This window comes from Massilia sp. DJPM01, assembly GCF_030348125.1.
GTDB classification, from domain to species: domain Bacteria; phylum Pseudomonadota; class Gammaproteobacteria; order Burkholderiales; family Burkholderiaceae_D; genus Telluria_A; species Telluria_A frigida.
This window is the reverse complement of record NZ_JAQOZV010000022.1, coordinates 1-20778: the sequence shown is the minus strand read 5'-3', so window position 1 is coordinate 20778 and position 20778 is coordinate 1. Positions and strand designations below refer to the sequence as shown.

General features: G+C 65.9%; 14 protein-coding genes. 7 read left to right on the top strand and 7 right to left on the bottom strand.

All coding sequences use genetic code 11. The annotated features are described in order from the left end of the window. Window positions 1–8: 8 nt before the first annotated feature. Window positions 9–2159, bottom strand: a complete 2151-nt coding sequence (gene metG, locus PO883_RS15760) for a methionine--tRNA ligase (RefSeq protein WP_289310612.1) — start codon at window positions 2157–2159, stop codon at window positions 9–11. A 173-nt stretch (window positions 2160–2332) separates the two neighbouring features. On the opposite strand from metG, the gene apbC reads away from it, so the two are divergent. The 4 genes from apbC to PO883_RS15740 all read left to right on the top strand — a co-directional run bounded on the left by apbC (window position 2333) and on the right by PO883_RS15740 (window position 6112). After that, on the top strand, window positions 2333–3421 hold the full coding sequence (gene apbC, locus PO883_RS15755; protein ID WP_289310611.1) for an iron-sulfur cluster carrier protein ApbC: 1089 nt from the start codon (window positions 2333–2335) through the stop codon (window positions 3419–3421). Between the two features lie 85 nt (window positions 3422–3506). Continuing rightward, entirely contained in the window at window positions 3507–3908 is a 402-nt protein-coding gene (locus PO883_RS15750) for a DUF4399 domain-containing protein (protein ID WP_289310678.1), read from the top strand. Window positions 3909–3964: 56 nt separating this feature from the next. After that, a complete protein-coding gene (locus PO883_RS15745; protein WP_289310610.1) occupies window positions 3965–4747 on the top strand; it encodes an ABC transporter substrate-binding protein in 783 nt (260 codons plus the stop codon). 165 nt (window positions 4748–4912) lie between these two features. Beyond that, window positions 4913–6112: a hypothetical protein gene (locus PO883_RS15740; protein WP_289310609.1), complete on the top strand. Its 1200-nt coding sequence runs from the start codon at window positions 4913–4915 to the stop codon at window positions 6110–6112. Window positions 6113–6167: 55 nt separating this feature from the next. On the opposite strand, the gene PO883_RS15735 is transcribed toward PO883_RS15740, so the two are convergent. From PO883_RS15735 to PO883_RS15710, 6 genes are all read right to left on the bottom strand, one after another. After that, complete coding sequence (locus tag PO883_RS15735) at window positions 6168–7325, bottom strand: VWA domain-containing protein (protein WP_373890071.1); 1158 nt, start codon at window positions 7323–7325, stop codon at window positions 6168–6170. Next, window positions 7315–9591, bottom strand: coding sequence for a DUF5682 family protein (locus tag PO883_RS15730; RefSeq protein ID WP_289310608.1), 2277 nt, complete (start codon window positions 9589–9591; stop codon window positions 7315–7317). Before PO883_RS15730 ends, PO883_RS15735 begins: the two co-directional genes overlap by 11 nt. 7 nt (window positions 9592–9598) lie before the next feature. Then, window positions 9599–10681 carry an AAA family ATPase gene (locus PO883_RS15725; protein WP_289310676.1) on the bottom strand — a complete coding sequence of 361 codons (1083 nt, stop codon included), beginning with the start codon at window positions 10679–10681 and terminating at the stop codon, window positions 9599–9601. 5 nt (window positions 10682–10686) lie between these two features. Next, window positions 10687–12285 carry a DUF5691 domain-containing protein gene (locus PO883_RS15720; protein WP_289310607.1) on the bottom strand — a complete coding sequence of 533 codons (1599 nt, stop codon included), beginning with the start codon at window positions 12283–12285 and terminating at the stop codon, window positions 10687–10689. Further along, window positions 12282–13637 (bottom strand): SWIM zinc finger family protein, encoded by a 1356-nt coding sequence (locus PO883_RS15715; protein ID WP_289310606.1) that lies wholly within the window; start codon window positions 13635–13637, stop codon window positions 12282–12284. Before PO883_RS15715 ends, PO883_RS15720 begins: the two co-directional genes overlap by 4 nt. A 312-nt stretch (window positions 13638–13949) precedes the next feature. Continuing rightward, complete coding sequence (locus PO883_RS15710; RefSeq protein WP_289310605.1) at window positions 13950–15449, bottom strand: vanadium-dependent haloperoxidase; 1500 nt, start codon at window positions 15447–15449, stop codon at window positions 13950–13952. Between the two features lie 303 nt (window positions 15450–15752). Between PO883_RS15710 and PO883_RS15705 the strand changes: the two genes are divergently transcribed. From PO883_RS15705 to PO883_RS15695, 3 genes are all read left to right on the top strand, one after another. Continuing rightward, window positions 15753–17015 carry a DNA repair exonuclease gene (locus PO883_RS15705; RefSeq protein WP_289310604.1) on the top strand — a complete coding sequence of 421 codons (1263 nt, stop codon included), beginning with the start codon at window positions 15753–15755 and terminating at the stop codon, window positions 17013–17015. Next, a complete protein-coding gene (locus tag PO883_RS15700) occupies window positions 17012–20464 on the top strand; it encodes a YhaN family protein (RefSeq protein ID WP_289310603.1) in 3453 nt (1150 codons plus the stop codon). The genes PO883_RS15705 and PO883_RS15700 overlap by 4 nt, the downstream gene beginning before the upstream one ends. 68 nt (window positions 20465–20532) lie before the next feature. Next, window positions 20533–20778: transposase (locus tag PO883_RS15695; RefSeq protein ID WP_289310602.1), on the top strand; the 246-nt coding region annotated here is incomplete at its 3' end.

Sequence of the window (20778 nt, the reverse complement as noted above, 5' to 3'; positions counted from 1 at the left end):
GTGCGTCCTTAGCCGATGCGCATGCCAGGCTGCGCGCCTGGCCATGGTTCGAGGACGTAGAGGCCAGGCGGTCCGTCGATACGGTTGGCCTTCTCGTCGGCGGCCGAGGCGCACAGGACCATGCCTTCGGAGCTGCCGAATTTGCCGATCTTGCGCGGCGCCAGGTTGGCCACCATCACCGTCAGCTTGCCGATCAGTTGCTCGGGCGTGTAGGCCGATTTGATGCCGGACAGTACGTTGCGCAGGCGGCCTTCGCCGACGTCCAGGGTCAGGCGCAGCAAGCGTTCGGATCCATCCACCAGTTCGCAGTTGACGATTTTGGCGATGCGCATGTCGATCTTGCCGAAGTCGGCGAATTCGATCGTGGGCGCGATCGCTTCGATGTCGCCGGCGACTGGCGCTTCCAGGACGGGCGCGGCGAGCGCGGGTGCCGGCACGGGCGCAGCGGCCACGGCTGGTTTTTCAATCAGCGCCTCGACCATTTTCGGGTCGATGCGGGTCATCAGGTGGCTGTAGGCGCCGATTTCGCGCCCGAGCATGGTTTCGTACACGGCGGCGCCCGTCGTGTCGCTCCAGCTCAATGCATCGTCGCGCAGGAATTCGGCGACCTTGGCGGCAATCTGCGGCAGCACCGGCGACAGCATGATGGTGATCTGGCGGAACAAAATCAGCGCCGTGGTGCACACATCGTGCAGTTGCGCGGTTTTTTCCGGGTCCTTGGCCAAGATCCATGGCTTGTTTTCATCGACATACTGGTTGGTGATGTCGGCAATTTCCATGATTTCGCGCAGCGCCTTGCCGAACTCGCGGTTCTCGAAGTTGGCGGCGATGCTGGCCTGGCGTTCATTGCCGTCAACCGTCAGCGCGCGGCCGATCCACTGCTGCGCGTGCGGCGACAGGGTGGCGGTCAGCTTGCCTTCGAAATTCTTGGCGATGAAACCGGCGCAGCGGCTGGCGATGTTGACGTATTTGCCGATCAGGTCGCTATTCACGCGGGCAATGAAGTCTTCGCCATTGAAGTCGAGGTCTTCGACCTTCGAATTGAGCTTGAAGGCGATGTAGTAGCGCAGCCATTCCGGATTCATCTTCAGCTTGAGGTAGCGCAGCGGCGAAATGCCGGTGCCGCGCGACTTGGCCATTTTTTCACCGTTCAGTGTCAGGTGGCCGTGCACATTGACTTTGAGCTTGTCGATCACCGGGTGGCCGGCGAAATTGAGCATCGCTGGCCAGAACAGCAGGTGGAAGGAGACGATATCCTTGCCGATGAAGTGGACTTGCTCGGTGTCCGGGTCGTTCAGCAGGGCATCGAAATCCATCCCTTTCTTGCTGCAATAATTTTTCAGGCTGGCCAGGTAGCCGACCGGCGCGTCCAGCCAGACATAGAAAAACTTGCCTGGTGCATCGGGGATCGGGATGCCGAAGTAGGGCGCATCGCGCGAAATATCCCAGTCCGCCAGTTTTTCGCCGGCCTCGCCAAGCCATTCGGAGACCTTGTTGACCATTTCCGACTGCAAACGGCCAGGCGTGTTCAGCCATTCCTTGAGGAAGGTGTAGCAGCGCGGGTCGGACAGGGCGAAGAAATACTGTTCCGACGGCTTCAGGATCGGCGTCGAGCCGGTGAAGACCGAGAACGGGTTCACCAGTTCGGTCGGCTGGTAAGCCGCGCCGCAGACTTCGCAATTGTCGCCGTACTGGTCCTTGGCGCCGCATTTCGGGCACTCGCCCTTGATGTTGCGGTCGGCCAGGAACATGCCTTTCACCGGGTCGAAGAAGCGGTCGACCGTCTTGGTGACGATCAGGCCGGTATCGCGCAGCTTGCGGTAGATGCCTTGCGACAGCTCCACGTTTTCCGGCGAATCGGTCGAGTACCAGTTATCGAAGGCAATGTGGAAGCCGTCCAGGTATTGCGGACGGTCGGCCGCGATCTTGGCCACGAATTCCTGGGGCGTGATGCCTTCCTTTTCGGCCGCGATCATGATTGGCGTGCCGTGGGTATCGTCGGCGCAGACGAAGTGGACTTCACGCTGGGCGTCGCCGTCGCGTTGCATTCGCTGAAAACGGACCCAGATATCGGCCTGGATGTATTCCATCATGTGGCCGATGTGAAAGGCGCCGTTGGCGTAAGGCAGGGCGGTGGTGACGAACAGCTTGCGAGTCATGGTTGAAATGCGCTTATTGGAAAGTTTATCAAGAAAAACAGAGAAGCATTTTACCAGCGGATGACCCGACTGCGCACAGGGGTTTGCCCGGATTTGCCATTCAGGCAAGGCTTGACAAGGCGATTTGCGCTAAACTCCGGCATGTTTCGGCATCCTATTCCCTGGAGATTTACATGAGCATCACAGTAGAAGACGTCAAGAATGCATTGACGGCGGTTATCGATCCGAACACCCAGAAAGATTTTGTGTCGTCCAAGACGATCAAGAATATCAAGCTCGATGGCAACGATATCGCGCTCGACGTCGAACTCGGCTATCCGGCCAGGAGCCAGATCGATGGCATCCGCAGCGCCATCGTGGCCGCCCTGCAGGCGCTGCCGGGCGCGGGCCGCATCAATCCGAACGTGTATTCCAAGATCATGTCGCACACCGTGCAGCGCGGCCTGAAGATCATGCCGAACGTGAAGAACATCATCGCGGTGGCGTCCGGCAAGGGCGGCGTGGGCAAGTCGACCACGGCGGTCAACCTGGCGCTGGCCCTGGCGGCCGAGGGCGCCAGCGTGGGCGTGCTGGACGCGGATATTTACGGTCCGTCGCAGCCGATGATGCTTGGCATAAACGGCCGTCCGGAAACTTCCGATGGCAAGACCATGGAACCGCTGGAAAACCACGGTTTGCAGGTGTCCTCGATCGGCTTCATGATCGATCCGGACGAGCCGATGGTGTGGCGCGGCCCCATGGTCACGCAAGCCTTGCAGCAGTTGCTGGAGCAAACCAACTGGCGCGACCTCGATTACCTGATCGTCGACATGCCGCCGGGCACCGGCGACATCCAGCTGACCCTGTCGCAAAAAGTGCCGGTCACGGGCGCGGTGATCGTCACCACGCCACAGGACATCGCCCTGCTCGACGCCCGCAAGGGCTTGAAAATGTTCGAGAAAGTCGGCATTCCGATCCTCGGCGTGGTGGAAAACATGAGCACGCATATCTGCTCGAACTGCGGCCACACGGAAGCCATTTTCGGCCACGGCGGCGGGGCCAAGATGTGCGCCGACTTCGGCGTGGAATTCCTGGGCGCCTTGCCGCTGACCATGTCGATTCGCGAGCAGACCGATTCGGGCCGTCCGACCGTGGTGGCCGAGCCGAACGGGCCGGTGGCGCAGATCTACCAGGACATCGCGCGCAAGGTGGCCATCAAGATCGCCGAAAAGGCGAAAGACATGACCAGCAAGTTCCCCAGCATCGTCATCAAGAACGACTAGCCACGCACCATTGAGCCCGGCAAGCGTTGGCGTGCACAGCGCCAAGGGCTTGCTTTTCCACTGTCGTTTTTTCAACCGCAAAGGAATCCACTTGACATCCTTCATCAAGCACATCGTCTTCTCCGCATCGCTGCTGGCCATGGCGGCCGCGTCGGCACAATCGGTCTCCTTCGTCGAACCCGCCGATGGCGCGGCCGTCAAAAGCCCGTTCAAGGTCAAGTTCGCCGTCGAAGGCATGGACGTCAAGCCGGCCGGCGCGCTGGTCGCCAATTCCGGCCACCATCACCTGGTCATCAACGGTGCCGCGATCAAGGAAGGCGAATCGATCCCCTTCGACGACAAACACTTGCATTTCGGCAAAGGCCAGACCGAATCCGATGTCAAGCTGGCGCCGGGCGAGTACACCCTGACCCTGCAGTTCGCCAACGGTGCGCACCAGTCCTACGGCACGCCGATGAGCAAATCGATCAAGGTAACCGTCAAGTAATTCCCCCGCGAGCGCTGTGGGCAGTACAATTGTTTTATGAGAAAACAATTTTTGCCATGACGCGCTCCGATTCCCCTGTCGACGCCGCCAGACGCGCCCTGTTGCTGGGCGCGGCCGCGGCCTTGGCCTTGGCCCTGCCGGCTGGTGCCGCGCCGCGCGAGCTGCTCGTGGTGGGCGCCCATTTTGCACGCGTGTACGAGCGCGCCAATGGCGAGTTTTCCGGCATGGCGGTCGAAATCATCCGCGCCATCGGCGGCGAACTGGGCCAGCCGGTGTATTTCGAGCTGTATCCCTGGGCGCGCGCGCAATCGATGGTGGCGCAGGGGCAGGCCGACATCCTCGTCGGCCCCTACAAATCGCCCGAACGGCTCGAACTGTTCACGTTTTCCGAGCGTCCTTTCTATCAGGACCAGATGGTGTTTTTCTCGCGCAGCAGCGCCCCGTTTGCCTGGGACGGCACCTTCTCCTCCCTGCGCGGCAAGCGCATCGTGATCATCAACGGCTGGGCCTATGGCGACGAGTTCAATGCCGGGATCAAGGATTTGGCGGTGAGCGTGACCAACTCGGTCGAGTCGGCGCTGACCATGCTGGCGCACGGGCGGGTGGATTTGTTTGCCAGCAATGTGCGCAATACCGAGCCGGTCATCCCGCTGCTGGCGCTGGAAGGCAAGGTGGTGCCGGTGGGACGCACGATTTCCCTGCAGCGCGGCTTTTTCGCTTTCCCCAAGCGGCCCGAGTACGACGTCATGCGCTCGCGCTTCGACCGCGCCTTCAATGCCTATGTCGACAGCGGCGAACTGCGCAAGCTCGGCAAGCGCCTCAACGTCCAGGTTCCCTGAGCGGGTAATCAGGCCTCAGGCGCGACGGCGCCCACAACTTCCTCGTAGAATCGACAGCTTGCGGTTACTATACGCAGCATGACGCTTTGACAACGGTCATATTTCTAGTTGATTTTTCGCAGGGATGGCGTCTGTGCGTTCACCTGCTCCCCAGGAGATAAAATAATGGTAAAGAAAAACATACTGCGCGCGGCCTGCGTGTCGGCCGTGGCAGTGCTGGGCATGCAGGGTGTCGCCTCGGCCGCGATCCTGAGCGTCGGCCCGGGCAAGACTTACGCGACCCCGTGCCGCGCGATTGCGGCGGCAAAAAACGGCGACCGGATCCAGATTGAAGGTGGTGTGTTGTACAGCGGCGACGTGTGCGCCATTTACGCCAGTTACCTGACGATCCAGGGCGTGAACGGCCGTCCGCGCATCGATGCGGCCGGCAAGAATGCGATGGGCAAGGCGATCTGGGTGGTGGTCGGCAACACCGTGCTGATCGAAAACGTGGAAATGTTTGGTGCCAAGGTTCCTGACCGCAATGGCGCGGCGCTGCGCCTGGAAGGTGCCGGCTTCACCTTGCGCAACAGCTTCCTGCACGACAATGAAAACGGCATTCTCAGCGGCGCGAACCTGGCCAGCGACATCGTCATCGAAGGCACCGAATTCGGACACAATGGGTACGGCACGGGGCAGACGCACAACCTGTACATCGGCAACGTGCGTAGTTTGATGTTCCGTCGCAACTTTTCGCATGATGCGCACGTCGGGCACAACCTCAAGTCGCGCGCGCAGACCAACCATATCCTGTACAACCGTTTTTCCAGCCTGCGTCCGGGCGAGACGGGTTCGACGGCGTCGGGACAGCCGAGTTACGAGATCGATTTGCCGAATGCCGGCACCTCGTACGTGATCGGGAATGTGATCCAGCAGCCGGCGGCCAATCAGAACGGGGCGATGCTGGCCTACGGGGAAGAGGGCGCCACCAATCCCGGGCATAATTTATATGTGGTGAATAATACGTTCGTGAATGACGATACGGCGCGCGGGGTGTTTGTGATGGTCGGTTCGGGCGTGACCAAGCCGGCGCTACTGCAGAATAATATCTTTTCGGGGATCGGGACCTTGAGTACGCAGGTCAGCACGGTGGCCAAGACCAATTACCGTTCGATCGCCCCGGGGTTTGTTAACCGCGCGACCTACGATCTGCGGCCGACGCCATCGCCGCTGGTGATCAATGCGGGTACCGATCCCGGGGTGTCGGCGACGGGTTATTCGCTCACACCGGTGGCGCAGTACAAGCACGTGGCATTCTGGATCGGCCGGCCGGTAACCAGCCAGCTCGATATCGGGGCGTATGAATCGACGTCGATTGCGCCGTAGTCGTTCAAGCGCTGAACGTTGAGCCGTCGTTCCTGCCAATGGCAGGAACGACGCGTTACGGCTTAACCCCCACAATCCCCGCCTGCGCAGCCCACTGCCCCACATCACTGCGCTTGATCGCGGCCGCCATCAGCTCCGGAAACAAATCCGGTGTACACGCAAAACACGGTGCTCCCAGCGCCGCAAAATACGCCGCATTGGCGTGGTCATACCCCGGCGCCCCATGATCATCGAGCGCCAGCAGCACAATCACCTGCACGCCCGCCGCCACCATCGCCGCCGCCCGCCTGCGCATCTCGGCGTTATTCCCACCCTCGTACAAATCGCTGATCAGCACGAAAATGGTATCGGCCGGCCGTTCGATCAAACCCTGGCAATACCCCAGCGCCCGATTGATATCGGTACCGCCGCCCAGCTGCGTGCCAAACAGCACGTCGACCGGATCGGCCAGCATCGGCGTCAGGTCGATCACGGCCGTATCGAACACCACCACGGACGTACTGACCGCCTTGATACTGGCCAGCACCGCCGCGAACACGCTGGCGTACACCACCGACGGCGCCATCGAACCGCTCTGGTCGATGCACAGCACGATGTCGCGCAGCGATTGGCCCTTGCGCCCGAACCCGACGCGCGTTTCCGGAATAATCGTCCGATATTCCGGCTGGTAATGCCGCAGATTGGCGCGGATCGTGCGCAGCCAGTCGATCTCGTGATGGCGCGGACGGCGCTTGCGCGTCGCCCGGTTCAGGCTGCCCGTGACGGCTTGCCGGAACGGATTGGCCAGCCTGCGCTCCAGCTCGTCCACGACTTGCCGCACCACCATGCGCGCCGTTTCCTTGGTCTTGTTCGGCATCACCCGATTCAGGCTGAGCAGGGTGGCGACCAGATGCACATCCGGCTCGACCGCCTTGAGCATTTCCGGTTCCAGCAGCATGCGCTCCAGGCCCAGCCGCTCCAGCGCATCTTTCTGCATCACCTGCACCACGCTCGATGGAAAATACTGGCGGATATCGCCCAGCCAGCGCGACACGTTCGGCGCCGATGCGCCCAGCCCGCCATTGCGTCCCGGCGCCGGGTTGTACAGGGCCGACAGCGCCCGGTCCATGGCCAGGTCATCCGCGCCCAGCGACACTTCCGGCTGGTTCGGCTCGCTGCCCAATACCATGCGCCAGCGGCGCGTTTGTTCCTGCTGGGTGAGCTCATGCGACATGGGAAGTCTCCGGTGTTGATAATGCAGCGCTGCCGCCGAGGATCATGCCGAGCACGGGCAGCACCAAGCGCGCGCGCGCTTCATCGACGCTGCCGGCGGACGCGGTAATGACCAGCGTGCCGCCCGCGCTGCCGGCGCGTTCGCTCAACTGGCGCCGCTCCGGCGCTTCAAAGGCGCCAAAGGTGCGCCGCAGCAGCGGCAGCAGTTCGACGAAGCTGTCCGGATCGAGGCGGTTGATCCAGTTGTTGACCAAACTCCACAGGCTGTCGTTGTGCAGCAGCAGGGCGGCGCTGCCTTGCAGGAAACCTTCCAGCCAGTTGCCGCTGGCCAGCGGCGCACTCGCATGCGAACAGCGCAAGGCCAGCGCGCGCGCGGTGCGTTCCTGGTCCCAGTGGCCTTGCTCCGACAAGATGCGGGCGCAGCGCCCGCTGATCAGCGAATGCGACAGTTCATTGCCCGCCACCTGGTCGAGCGCGCCGAACCAGGCGTCCAGCAGCGCTTCTTCCTGGATCAGGCGGATGGCGCGGTCGGCGGCGATCAGCTGCCTGACCAGTTCGGCTGCCGGTTCATCGGCCATGCCCAGCACGCCGAAGGGCAGGGCGATGCAGGCGCGCGTGACGAGGCCGTCGACCACCTGGCCGATGGCGCTGGTATCGGTGCCGCGCACGCTGCCGTAACGCATGACGCTGGCCAGCGGCGGCAGGGCGGCCAGCATGAAGCCCACGTCCGGCGTGAGCGCGCCGACTTCCTGGATGCGCTGCATCAGCAAGTCGACCGCTTGCGGCAGGTCGGCCAGCAACACTTGTTCGATCAGCGCGGTCAGCTCGGGCAGGGTGCTCGCTTCATTGGCCTGGCTGACCGCCTTGCCGGTGGCGGCCGCTTCCACGGTGCCGCCCCAGACGTTCGCTTCGATCAGGCGAATCGCATATTCCGGCTCCCATGCCAGGCGCCACCATTCGTGGAAGGTGCCCGACTTGCCGCTGACCCGCTCGGCGCGGCCCCAGTCGACGCCGAGCAGCGCCAGGCGGTGCAGCAGCACGCTTTTTTCCAGGTGGGCCGGCTGGCGCAGGTCGAGTTCGAGCTGGCTGTGATCGGCCTTGACCGGCAGGCGCAGGCGCTTTTGCTGGGTTTGCACGTCCTGCGGCAGCGGCAGGGTCGGCACGCCTTGCGGCACCTCGCCCAGGCGGTCGTTGATCAACAGGGCGTCGTGGATCAGGCGCAGCGGGGTGTCGCTGTCGTAACAGAACACGGCGCGCACCGCTTCCTGCAACTCGCCCAGGCCCGCACGGGGCCGCTCGCGCATCGCCGCCAGCGTATCGGCCAGGCGCACCGCTTCGATGATGCTGGCCGACGAGGCATCCAGGTCGTGCTTGCGCAGCAGGATGGCGACATCGGTCAGCCAGTACAGGCTGGCCTGGGCCGGGTGGCCCCACATATGGTGATACCAGCCCGGCGCGCTGACACCGGCGCCGTAGCCGCTGCGAAACGCCAGGCGGCCGTAGCTCCACGGCGTCCAGGTCGCGGCCAGCTTGACCTTGGGCAAGCCCTTGAGCAAGTCGTTGTCGCTTTTGGCGGACGGCATGGTCGCCAGCGCCGGCACGTGATACGCGCCGCAGACCACGGCGATGCGCTGGTGGCCCTGTTTCTCGGCCAGGCGGATGGCGTTGCGCATCCACGCTTCGCGCTGCTGCTCGCGCAGATCGGGCGGGGCGGCGATGTCGGTGCGCACCGTGGTCATCATTTCAGCGATGGCGGCGAACAGGTCGAGGCTGTCGGAACGCTGCTCGACCAGATGGTCCCACCAGGTATCGGTGTCGGAAAAACCGGCCGCGTTGGCCAGCCATTGCAAGGGGTCCTGGTGCAGCTGGTCGGTGCCGGAACCGGATTCGGAATCGGATTCGGATTGCCCGGCTGTCGATTGGTCGGCAGCCGGCGCGGCCGCTTCCGGCTCGGCCAGGCGGTGCGCCTGCGGCAAGTCGCAAAAACGTACCGGGACGCCGTTGGCGGTGGCGTAGCGCATGGCTTGCCACTCCGGCGAAAACTCGGCGAAAGGGTAGAACACGGCGCGCTGCGGCGTGGCCGGCACGTAGACCAGCAGCGCCACCGGCGGCTTGATGGCCGGGTCGGCGGCGAAGCCAATCAGCTCGTCGGCCTCGGGCGGGCCTTCGATCAGGATGCAGTCCGGCTGCAGCGCCTGCAAGGCTTGCGCCAGGCTGCGCGCGCAGCCCGGACCGTGGTGGCGGATGCCGAATAAATGAACGCTCATCGGCCAGTCAATTCATCACGTCGCGGCAGGCCCGGTACAGGTCTTTCCAGCCTTCGCGTTCCTTGACCACGGTTTCGAGGTATTCCAGCATCACGACGCGGTCCTGGACCGGGTCCTTGATGATGGCGCCGATCATGCCGGCGGCCACATCGGCGCCGCGCATGGTGCCGTCGCCGAAGTGGGCGGCCAGCGACATGCCGTTGGTAATGACCGAAATCGCTTCAGCCGTGCTCATGCTGGCGCTGGGAGCCTTGATCTTGCGCTTGCCGTCGGTGGTGACGCCGGCGCGCAGTTCGCGGAACACGGTGACGACGCGGCGGATTTCTTCCAGCGCCGGCACTTCGCCCGGCAACTCCAGTGCGCGCCCAAGGCTGGCCACGCGCGTTTCGACGATGCGTACTTCTTCGTCGGCGGTGGCCGGCGGCGGCAAGACGACCGTATTGAAGCGACGCTTGAGCGCGCTCGACAGTTCATTCACGCCACGGTCGCGGTCATTGGCGGTGGCGATGATATTGAAGCCTTTTTGCGCCAGCACTTCGTCGTCGAGCTCGGCGATCGGCAACATCTTTTCCGACAGGATGGTAATCAGGCTATCCTGCACTTCGCTCGGGATGCGGGTCAGTTCTTCCACGCGGGCGATTTTGCCGTCGCGCATGGCGCGCATGATCGGGCTTGGGACCACTGCTTCCATCGACGGGCCCTTGGCCAGCAGTTGCGCGTAGTTCCAGCCGAAGCGCACCGCTTCTTCGCTGGTGCCGGCGGTTCCCTGCACGATCATGGTGGAATCGCCGCTGATGGCGGCAGCCAGGTGTTCCGATACCCACGACTTGGCCGTGCCCGGCACGCCGAGCAGCAGCAGGGCGCGGTCGGTGGCGAGCGTGGCCACGGCGATTTCGATCACGCGCGCATTGCCGATGTACTTGGCGCTGATCTCGACACCATTGTCCAGCGTGCCGCCCAGCAGGTAGGTGGACACGGCCCACGGCGACAGCTTCCAGCGCGGCGGACGCTGGCGCGTGTCGGCCGCGGCCAGCGCTGCGAGTTCCTCGGCGTACTGCGTTTCAGCGTGCTGGCGCAGGATGGTAGAAATGGCGGTCATGCAGATTGCTCCTGAAAAGGGGAATACATATCGTGTCGGAAACGCAGGGTGCGCAGGAATTTGTCGACCGTGTCCTGCCATTGCGCGAACTCGGGGATGGCGGTCGGCCAGCCGTTTTCGTAGGCCTCGATGCCACGCGGGTCGAGCACCAGCGCGAGCGAGGCCATGGTGTAGGTCAGCGACCAGCTCTGCAGCGTGTTGGCCGCGCAGCCGGCCTGGATGCGGCTGACCACGGCCTTGGACAAGGCCAGCGGCCAGTTGCGCTGCGCGCTCTTGGCGGCGTCGTCGAGCAGGTCGATCAGGCTCGAATGGGCGCGCATCCACGCTGCCGGGGTCGCTTCTACGAGGGTGCTGAGCAAGTCGTCGGCGGCGTCGCTTGGCAGGGTGCCGAACAGGCTGAAAAAGTCGCGCGGCATGTGGGTGTGGATGCCGGACGACTTTAAATACAGGTCGAGGAAGGCGGTGAACCAGGCGTGCAGGCCGGCATCGTAGCCAGCTTGCAGGCTGCGTTGCAGCGCGCTCGACCAGCCCAGCAGCAATGTATGTTTGAACTCGCTGGCCATGGCCAGGGTCAGGCAGGTGCGCGGCGAAGCGTCGAAGCTGTTCGACCAGTAAGTTGGCGGTACGGCCGCCAGGATATCGACCAGCCAGCCCGATTTTTCGCCCATGGCGGGGTACAGGCCGGCGCCGACGCCGTCGCGCTGCATGCTCTTGTCGCGCTCATGCGGTACCTCGGCCAGCAGGTGGGCCGAGTCGCCGTTGCGCTCCACCCGCAGCAGCGGCACGGCGCGCGCCAGCATGCGCTGCGCCATTTGCGAGCCGGGCAGGCCGGCCAGCAGGCGCTGGGCGGCGCTGCGCACTTCCTTGCGTTTGTCGTCGAGCGCGCTTTCCAGGAAGCTCTCGTCGGCCAGGCCCAGGCCCACCGACAGGCAGCCGAGCAGGGTGGCCCGGTGTTCCGGCGTTTCGCTCGGCCAGGTTGCTTGCAGTGCTTGCAGGGCGGCGGCGCCATCCTGGGCGCGCATGTCGCGCAGGGCATGGGCACGCTGTTCGATATGGCCTTCGTCCCACAGCAAGCGCACATCGTCGGTGTCGGCGCCCACCCAGTTCCAGGCGGGATTCTGTTTCGCCAGCCAGTGGCCGCGCGCGCCGAGTACGCCCTCGATCAGGCCGCGCAAGGGACGATGCGCGCTACCCATGTCCAGCACGGCTGGAAGCAGGCGCGGCGGCAGGCGGCACTGGCAGGCGTTGGCCAGGCGCAGCCATTCGGAGCGCACTTGCGGATATTCATCTTGCACCAGCAGCGCCAGCGCGCGTTCGGCCTGCGCCGGACAGGCGCGCAGGGTATCGCTGTCGCTCGATGGCGTCGCTGGCGCGGCCAGTTCCGGCGCAGTGGGCTGATGGCCGGCGCGCTGCCACAGGGTGTGGGCGGCCAGCGACAGCCACAGGTTTTCTTCGGGTGTGGCGGCAGCGGCGCCGGGACGGCCGCGCACGCTGTCGCGCAAGGCCGGCGGCAAGTCGTCGTCGACGCCGGGCGCGGCGCGCGAGGTGCCGATCTGCAGCGTCTTATGCATTTTCAAAGGGAGCGGGGAACTCATGCTACGGTCTCGTTGTCGAAGGAATGTAAGCGGTCTTCGGCGAACACGCTGAGCGGGACGATGGCCTCACCGTCCCATTCGCCGATCACTGTCACCGGATGGCCGCCGCTGAGCGCAAGCAGGGGCCACAGGTGGCGAAAGCTGGCATGCAGCGCAACGACGCGGCCATCGGCGCCGGCCAGGTGGGGCGTGGCACCGGCACGCGGCACCATGGCGTCGAGCACGAGCGGAAAGCGGTCGAGGAAAGGGTTGCGTGCCAGGGCGTCGGCGTAGGCCGCCAGCGAGGCGTCGAGCGTGGGGGCGTTCGCCAGTCGGGTATCAAGCGGGCCGAAGGCATCCTGCTGCCTGATCAGGGCGCGCAGCGGATAGGCGCTGTGATAGAAGCACAGTTCGCCGTCGAACTGGGTGCCGGGCGCGAGCACCCTGTCGTAGCCCTGGGTGCCTGCGGCGTACTGCAGGATCATGGCCCAGCGTCCGCTCGCCACCCCGCGCAGCCAGGTGGTGCGCGCGCGGATGCGCTCGTTGTCACTGGTGTGCTGGGCCAGCACTTGCCAGCGGTCTTGCACGCCGGCTTGGGCCAGCACCTCTTCCTGGCTGACGCTCCAGCCGATCAGGGTGCGCACGTCGCTTTGCAGTTCCGGCGGCAAGTCCGGCAGGCGGCGGAAGGCGGTACCGAGCAGGTAAATGGATGCCAGCTCGCGCGCCAGCCGGGTTTCCCAGTCGGGCAGGGTGGTGTCGAAGCACATGCCGCTGGCGCGGCGCAGGCGCGCTGCGAGGCCGCCGGCCTGGGCGTCGACCATGCGCGCGGCAATGTCGTTCCAGAAGGCCGGACCGCGTGCGCGCAGGGTGGACAAGCCTTCACGCGCCAGGTCTTCGAGCCAGGTGTGCAGTTCGGTAATGCCGGCCGCGACTTTGCTGTCGCGCTTGTCCTCGCGCTTTTGCGCCGCCGCGGCCTGGGCTGCCGCCTGTTCGGGCGTGGGAGCGACGGCCTTGTCGGCGACGCTCTGGAGTTTCTTTTCGCTGCGCTGCTGGCGGCTGTCGAGCCAGTCGCTGACCCACTGCGGCGGCGCGCCGGCCGCGAACAGGGGGCTGTTACTGGCTAGTAACAGATACAGGCCGATGCCGTGCTTGCAGGGAAACTTGCGGCTGGGGCAGGAACACTTGAAGGCCGGCTCGCCCAGGTCGATCTGGGTACGATAGGGGACTTTGCCGCTGCCCTGGCATTCGCCCCACACGGCGCTGTCGGTCCGGCCCAGGTTGCCCCACTTGGCGGGCCCTGCCAGCTGGCTGCCGGCTTTGGCGGAACTCGCATCGGGCGCCAGTGCGAGGATTTGATCGGCATTCAAAGTCATGGAGGAGCAATGCCACCGGCCTATGACCGTTGGCAAATGATTAAAGATAGTAAGTTAACCGCTGACGTTAATTTTGGGAAGTCTTTTTTGCCGGGATGGCGATGAGGATAGCCGGGGCCGGGTGCGTTCGCGGCCCGGGCTGTCGGCTCAGCTTGTCGCCTTAGGCGACAGCACGGACCGTTTGCATTCCCGGCTCGGGCTGTCGGTTCAGGCGTGACCGAGCCAGAGCGCTTGCGCGCGAACGGTTGCGGTTGCGGTTGTCGCCTTGGGCGACAGCATGGACCGTTTGCATTCCCGCCCCGGGCTGTCGGTTCAGGCGTGACCGCGCCAGAGCGCCTGCGCGCGTGCGAACACGGCGGCGCCAACTCGCCTGCCCAGGGCCCGTCCATCGATGCTGGCGCGCTCGAAATGAATGCCGGCGTAGACGCGCGAGATGCTCGCTTCGGCCACGGCATCGCTGAACGTGTTCCACGCCAGGGTGACTGGCGCGGACGGCAGGGCCGGGTCGAACAGCAGCGAGCGCGCCGGTATCGTCACCGTGTGGCGGAAGCTGTCGCTACCGGTGAAGCGGCGCAGGATCTCGGCCGAGGCGGCGCTGAAGGTGCTGTGGCCGGACACGTGGTCGGGAAAGGCGGGCGTGGGCGCGCTGGCCAGGTGGAAGGGCATCCAGGCTTCGCCGGCCACCGGGCGCAGTCCGCTGGCGGGACCGCCGGGGCCGAAACTCTGGACGATGTGGCCTTGCATCAGGTAGCGGATGGCGCTGAGCGGGCGCGCCGAATCGTAGGCGCGCTTGGCGTCCCAGGCGGCAATGCTGGCGTCGAACACCGCATTGGCCAGGGCGAAGAACAGCTTGACGTCGTCATCGTCGCTGTAATCGTGGCGTTCCGATATCAGTTGCGCGAAGCGGCACCAGTAGGAACCGGGCAGTTCGCCGATGGAGCTGCCGGCCCAGTAGTCGGCGATCACCTTCTGGCGTTCGGTCAGGGTGGCCTGGATCTGCACGACCTGCTCGGCCTGCTCGATGAATTCCTGGCTGCCGAAGGCGGCGGGCGGAGGCGGGCGGAACTGGCTGCCGGTGCCCAGGGCGAACGGGCGCACGGCGTCCCAGAATGGCGTCAGGAACGCTTGCGTGCGGCGCACGCCGCCGGCATCGATGAACGACAGCGGCTGCCACAGGCCGGGGAAAGGGATGCTGGCGCGCGGCGTGGGCTCGCTGACCAGCAGCGGCGGGTTGCGCGGCTGGTAGCCGCTGTAATCGGCGAACGGGATGCCGCCGGGCGCCAGCTTGCCGTCCTGGTTGGCGCCATCGTTGCGGCGCTGGTCGAGCACCGCGTGGGCGGCAATGTTGCCGACACGAGGAGCGGTGGCGCTATTGTTATACGCGTCGACAGGCCGGCTGTTCATCGCGGCAAGGTGGGCGCCGAAGGCGGCTTGCTGGCCGGGAAATTGATCAAGCAGGGCCGCGTAAGCGGCGAAGCTGATCGCCAGCGCCTTGTTGGCGCGCGTGCATTCGGCGGGCGGCTGGCGCAGCTGGGAACCAAGGTACTGGCCAAGCGCGACGCTGTCGTAGGCGGCCCAGGCTTCGTACATGGCGCTGTGCACGATTGCCAGGGCGCGCGCGGCGATGGGCGGCGGCATGCGGGTGGCGCGCACCGCGTCGAGCGCAAGGGTATTCCAGGCGATCACCGTGCCCGAATGCATGGGCGGTTCCGGCTGGGGCCGAGGTGGCGGCTCGTGCGACCCGCCGCACGCCGTCAGGGCGCTGCCGAGAGCGGCGGTGCCGCCTATCGTTAAGAAGGTGCGTCGTTTCATGGTGGATTCCCAGAGAGGTGGCTTCCGGCCGGGAAGCGCGGGGATGCCTGGCGGCACGGTCTGCGGTGAGGGCTTACGTGGCGACGATAGCCCGCTACCGCCGCGCTGGCCTTGAGCAGCCGCAGCCGCAATACCGCAGCGAAAACAGGAATCGACGCATGGCCGGAGAGCGGACTGTCGATGCCCGACGGTGGTCCAGACGGCGGACGCATGATTGGCGCTTCACAAGAGCCAGCAAATCCTTTCCACTTGCCACTACAATACGGCTGCCCTCTGTCGAGCTCACTTTCCAAGGTCAGATTCATGAAATTTATCCATGCCGCCGATTTGCACATCGATAGCCCGTTGCGCGGGCTGAACGGTTACGATGGCGCGCCGGTCCAGGCGTTGCGCGGCGCCACGCGCCGGGCCTTGTCCGCCCTGGTCGACCTCGCCATTGAACAAGCGGTCGATTTCGTCATCCTGGCGGGCGACATTTACGACGGCAACTGGGCCGACTTCCGCACCGGCCTGTTTTTTCGCGACCAGATGGTACGCATGACGCGCGAAGGCATCCTGGTCTACATCGTCAAGGGCAACCACGATGCCGAAAGCCAGATCACCAAACAGCTGCCGCCGGTCGAGGGCGTCCACACGTTCAAGTCGACCTCGGTCGAGACTTTCACGATAGCCCAGCTCGGCGTAGCCCTGCACGGACGCAGCTTCCCCAACCGCGCCGTGCCGGAAGACCTGGTAGAGCACTATCCCGACGCCAGCGCCAATATGTTCAACATCGGCGTGCTGCACACCAGCCTGAACGGGCGCGGCGGGCACGACGTGTATGCGCCGACGACGGTCGATGCGCTGTGCGGCAAGGGCTACGATTATTTCGCGCTCGGCCACGTGCACGCGCGCGAAGTCGTGCGCGAGGCCGGTCCGCGCATCGTTTATCCCGGCAATCTGCAAGGCCGCCACGCCAAGGAGACCGGCCCCAAGGGCTGCGAACTGGTCACGGTGAGCGCTGGCGCCATCACCAGCGCGCAGTTCGTGCCGCTCGACGTGGTGCGCTGGCACCGCCTGCAACTGGACGCGGGCGGCGCGGCCGACGTCAATGCCTTGCGCCAGCGCTTCATGAAGGCGGCTGGTGAGCTGGTGGCCGGCGAGCATGAACGCCTGCATGCGCTGCGGGTGATCGTCAGCGGCCAGACCGAGCTGCACCGGATCGAGGCCGAACAGCCCGGCACCATTGCCGCCGCGATCCAGGCCGGCACCCAGGACTTCGAGGGCGCCGACCTGTGGGTCGAGGAAGTCCAGCTCGACCTGCGCTCGCCGCTCGACCGCGATGTCGCCCTCAAGCGCACGGACGCGGTCGGCGAGGTGGTGCAACTGGTTGACGAGATCGCGTCGAGCGAGGAGCAGCTGCGCGCCTGGGCGCTGGCGCAGCTCGGCAGCCTGGGAACCTTGCCGTCCGGCCTGGCCGATTGCGACCCCGCGCTGTTGACGCCGCAAGCGCTGCGCGCGCTGCTGGCCGACGCCGAGGCGACCGTCCTGGCCCACCTGGGCGGCATGGAAGGAAGCGCACGATGAAACTGCGCGAACTGCACCTGACCGCCTTCGGTCCCTTCACCGACCGCAAGCTCGATTTCGGCAGCGCCGGACAAAACGTGGTGTTCGTGCACGGTCCGAATGAAGCGGGCAAATCGTCGACCCTGCGCGCGATTTCGGACCTGCGCTTCGGCATACCGCAGCTGAGCCGCGATAATTTCGTGCATGAGCACCGCGACATGCTGCTGGGCGGCGTGCTGGTGGACCGCAACGGCAAGTCCTATCACCTCACGCGCCGCAAGGGCCGCACCAACACCTTGCACTATGCCGACGGCAGCCCGGTGACGCCCGATATCGAGGCGCTGATCACCTGCGGCCTGTCGAAGGACGATTACGAGGCCATGTTCGGCCTGGACCACGACCGCTTGCGCAAGGGCGGCGAGGCGCTGCTGGCCGGCCAGGGCGAGGTCGGCGCGGCGCTGTTCGAGGCCAGCGCCGGGGTGCGCAGCATTCCGGCGGTGCTGGCGCAGCTCGAGCTGTCGGCCCGCAACTACTTCATGCCGGGCACGCGCGCAAAGAACGGGCGCATCAACGAGGCGCTGCGCAGCTATGGCGAACATCATCACGCATTCAAGGATGCGCAGGTCAAGCCGGCGTGGTGGGCGGAACGCTTCAAGGAGCACCAGGCGGCGGCCAAGCGGCTGGCCGACCTGGAGGTGCGGCACGAGGAAGCCAACCGCCGCCAGCTGCGCCTGTCCGAGCTGCGTGGCGTCGGGCCGCTGATCCGCAGCCAGGATGCGGCCAGCGAGATCCTGTCCGAACTGGAAGACGTGCGCGTGCTGGCGGAAGACGCCGCCACCGAAAGGGCGGCGGCGCAGGCGGGATTTGCCGCCGCGCACCAGAGTGCGGAAGCGGAGCGGGAAGCCGTGCAACGCTTGTCCGCCCAGCTCAAGGCGCTGGCGCCGGACCAGGCGGCGCTGGACGCGGCCGCCCGCATCGAACGGCTGGCCGTGAGCGCCGAAGCGCTCGACAGCCTGCGCGACGCGATTGCCGAGGCGTCGGACCAGGTCGCCGGCGCGCATCGCCTGCTCGAGCAATACGCGGGCGGCATCTTGCCCGGTGCGGCGGCGGATGCCGTGCTGGCCCTGGCGCCGGCGCCGGCCGCGCGCGCCCGGATCGACGAGGTGCTGGGCGAGTTCAAACTGGCGCAACAGCGGCTGGACCAGCATCTGGAGTCGGCACTGCCCGTGGACGACGACGAACAGGCGAGCGACGCCTTGCCGGCGTCCGGGCTGGTGAGCGTGCTGCATGCGGTCCGGGACGAGGCCAAGCGCAAGGAAGCGCTGATGAAGCGCAAGGAGCAGCTTCCGGCCGAGATCCGCCAGCTGGAGCGCTTGATCGAGGCCGATGTGACGGCGCTGGGCCTGGCCGATCACGCGGCGCTGCCCAAGGTGCGCGCGCTGCTCGACAGCGAAATCGATGCCGCGCGCAGCGCGTCGGAATCGGCGGACACTGAAATGGCCACCTTGCGCAAGCAGCTTGCGCAGCTGAAAACCGAGCACGCGGCCGCCGCAGCCAGGCGCGACCAGTTGCTGGCCGCCGGCGCGGTGCCGACCATGACACAGGTGCGCGCCGCGCGCGGCCAGCGCGACACCCGCTGGATGCAGGTGCGTGATGCCAACAGCGGCGGCAGTCCGGCGCCCGCCGCCCTGCTCGACAACGTCGAGGCCGGCATCCGCGATGCCGACCGGCTGGTCGACGAGCTGGCCCGCGACACCGAGCGCGCCACGCAGTTGCAGGGCAGCCAGGACGAGCTGGCACGGCTTGCCCAGCAGTCGGCCGATCTGGAACACGAACACGCGGCGATCGAGGAGCGCAGCGCGGCGGCGCTGGAGCGCTGGAACGCCAGGCTGGAAGCGCACGGCTTGCCGCCACTGGCGCCGAAAGCGCTGCGCGAATGGCAGTCACTGCTTGCCAGCGCGCGCGCGCGCAGCGGCGACCTGCAAGCGCTGACCGACGAGCTGGAGGTGGCGCGCACGACCGAGCGCGCGCTGGTCGACGACTTGCTCGATGCAATCGCGGCGCTTGGCGTGGCGGCCCCCGCCAGCAGTTCCCTGACCACCCTGTCGTCGCTGGTGGACGATATCCAGGACGACATCGAACGGCGCCAGCGGGTGCTCAGCACGGCGGCGGGCAAGCGCATCGAGCGCGAACAGCAGCGGCGCCGCTTCAAGACGCAGCAGGCGACGCTGGAAGAGCAGCTTGCCGGCGCGGTGGCGGCGGTGTCGTCGCACGTCTACGGCGCGCTGCACCTCGATCCGGAGGCGGGTATCGCCGCTGCGGGCGCGCGCCTGGCCGAATTCGGCCGCCTGGGCGATGCCAAGACCGAGCTCGATGGCGCCAGCGCGCGCGAATTGCGGGCGCAGCAAGCATTCGAGCGCTTGCAAGGGCAGGGCCGCGAACTGGCCCAGGCCATGGGAGATCCGCCGGCCGCCGACCTGCGCCACTACGTCGAACAGCTGGAGGCAAGGCTGGCGCAAGCCAGGCGGATCGACAGCGAGCGCGCCCTCAGGCAGCAGGCACTGGACGACGCGCAGGAACGCTGGCGCGAACAGGAAAGCCTGGCGCAGCGCCATCAAGCGGAACTGGAGCGGCTGTGCCGCGCGGCCAATGTCGATGCGCCCGAGGCGCTGCCGGCGGCGGAAGCGCAATCGACGCGCAAGCGCCTGGCCCAAGCCGACGCCGACCGCGCCCGCAAGGACCTCGCCGTGGCCTCCTCGCGGCCGCTGGACGAGTTGCGCGCGCTCCTGCGCGACTACGATGCCGGGCGCATGGACGACGAGCAAAGCCAGGTCTCGGCCGAGCTGGACAAGCTGGAGGAGGATTTGCGCAGCGCGCGCCAGGCCGAGGAAACGGCGCGCCGTGCCCTGGAGGCGGTCGACTCGGCCGATACCGCTGCCGCAGCGCGCGAGCTCATGGAGCGCGATGCGGCAGGGGTGCGGCTATCGATGGCGCCGTGGATGCGCTCGCGGCTGGCGCATGCCTTGCTCGACGAGGCGCTCAAGCGCTTCCGCGAGCGTGCCCAGGGGCCGATGCTGCTGGCGGCATCGCGCTACTTCCAGCAAATGACGGACGGCCAGTTCGTGCGGCTGGTCAGCGACGACGCCGGTCCGAAGCCGGTCTTGCTGGCGCAGCGCGGCACTGGCGGCCAGGTGCGTGTCGAGGGCTTGAGCGAAGGCACGCGCGACCAGCTCTACCTGGCGCTGCGGCTGGCCGCACTCGAAATCCGGCGCGACGCCGGCTACGACCTGCCGGTGGTGCTCGACGACGTGTTGATGACCTCCGACGACGGCCGCGCGGCGCTGGCCTTGCGCGCGATCGCCGATTTCGCCAGGGACCACCAGGTGATCGTGTTTACCCACCATGCGCACCTGCTGAGCGTGGCCGAGCGCAGCGTGCCCGCGCAGATGCTGCAGGTCGTCAGCCTCTAGTCTTACTATGTCACAAAATCAATTATGTGCGTATACTGTTGAACTGTCTATAACGACAGGAGACGGGAATGACGAATTTGGCGGAGCTGGATATGTATCTTGAGCGGCTGTGCAGCGCGTTGGGTCATATGGATCGCAGGACAAGTCTGAAAGACTACTGCCAAGGGCTGATGCTGCCGATCGCGCGCAAGAGCGTCGAGCCGTTGGCGGCGCACATCAAGCCGACGCAGGTACGCGCCAAACACCAGTCGCTTCACCATTTCGTGGCGAAATCGGCGTGGTCGGACAACGCCGTCCTGGCATCGGTGCGCGAC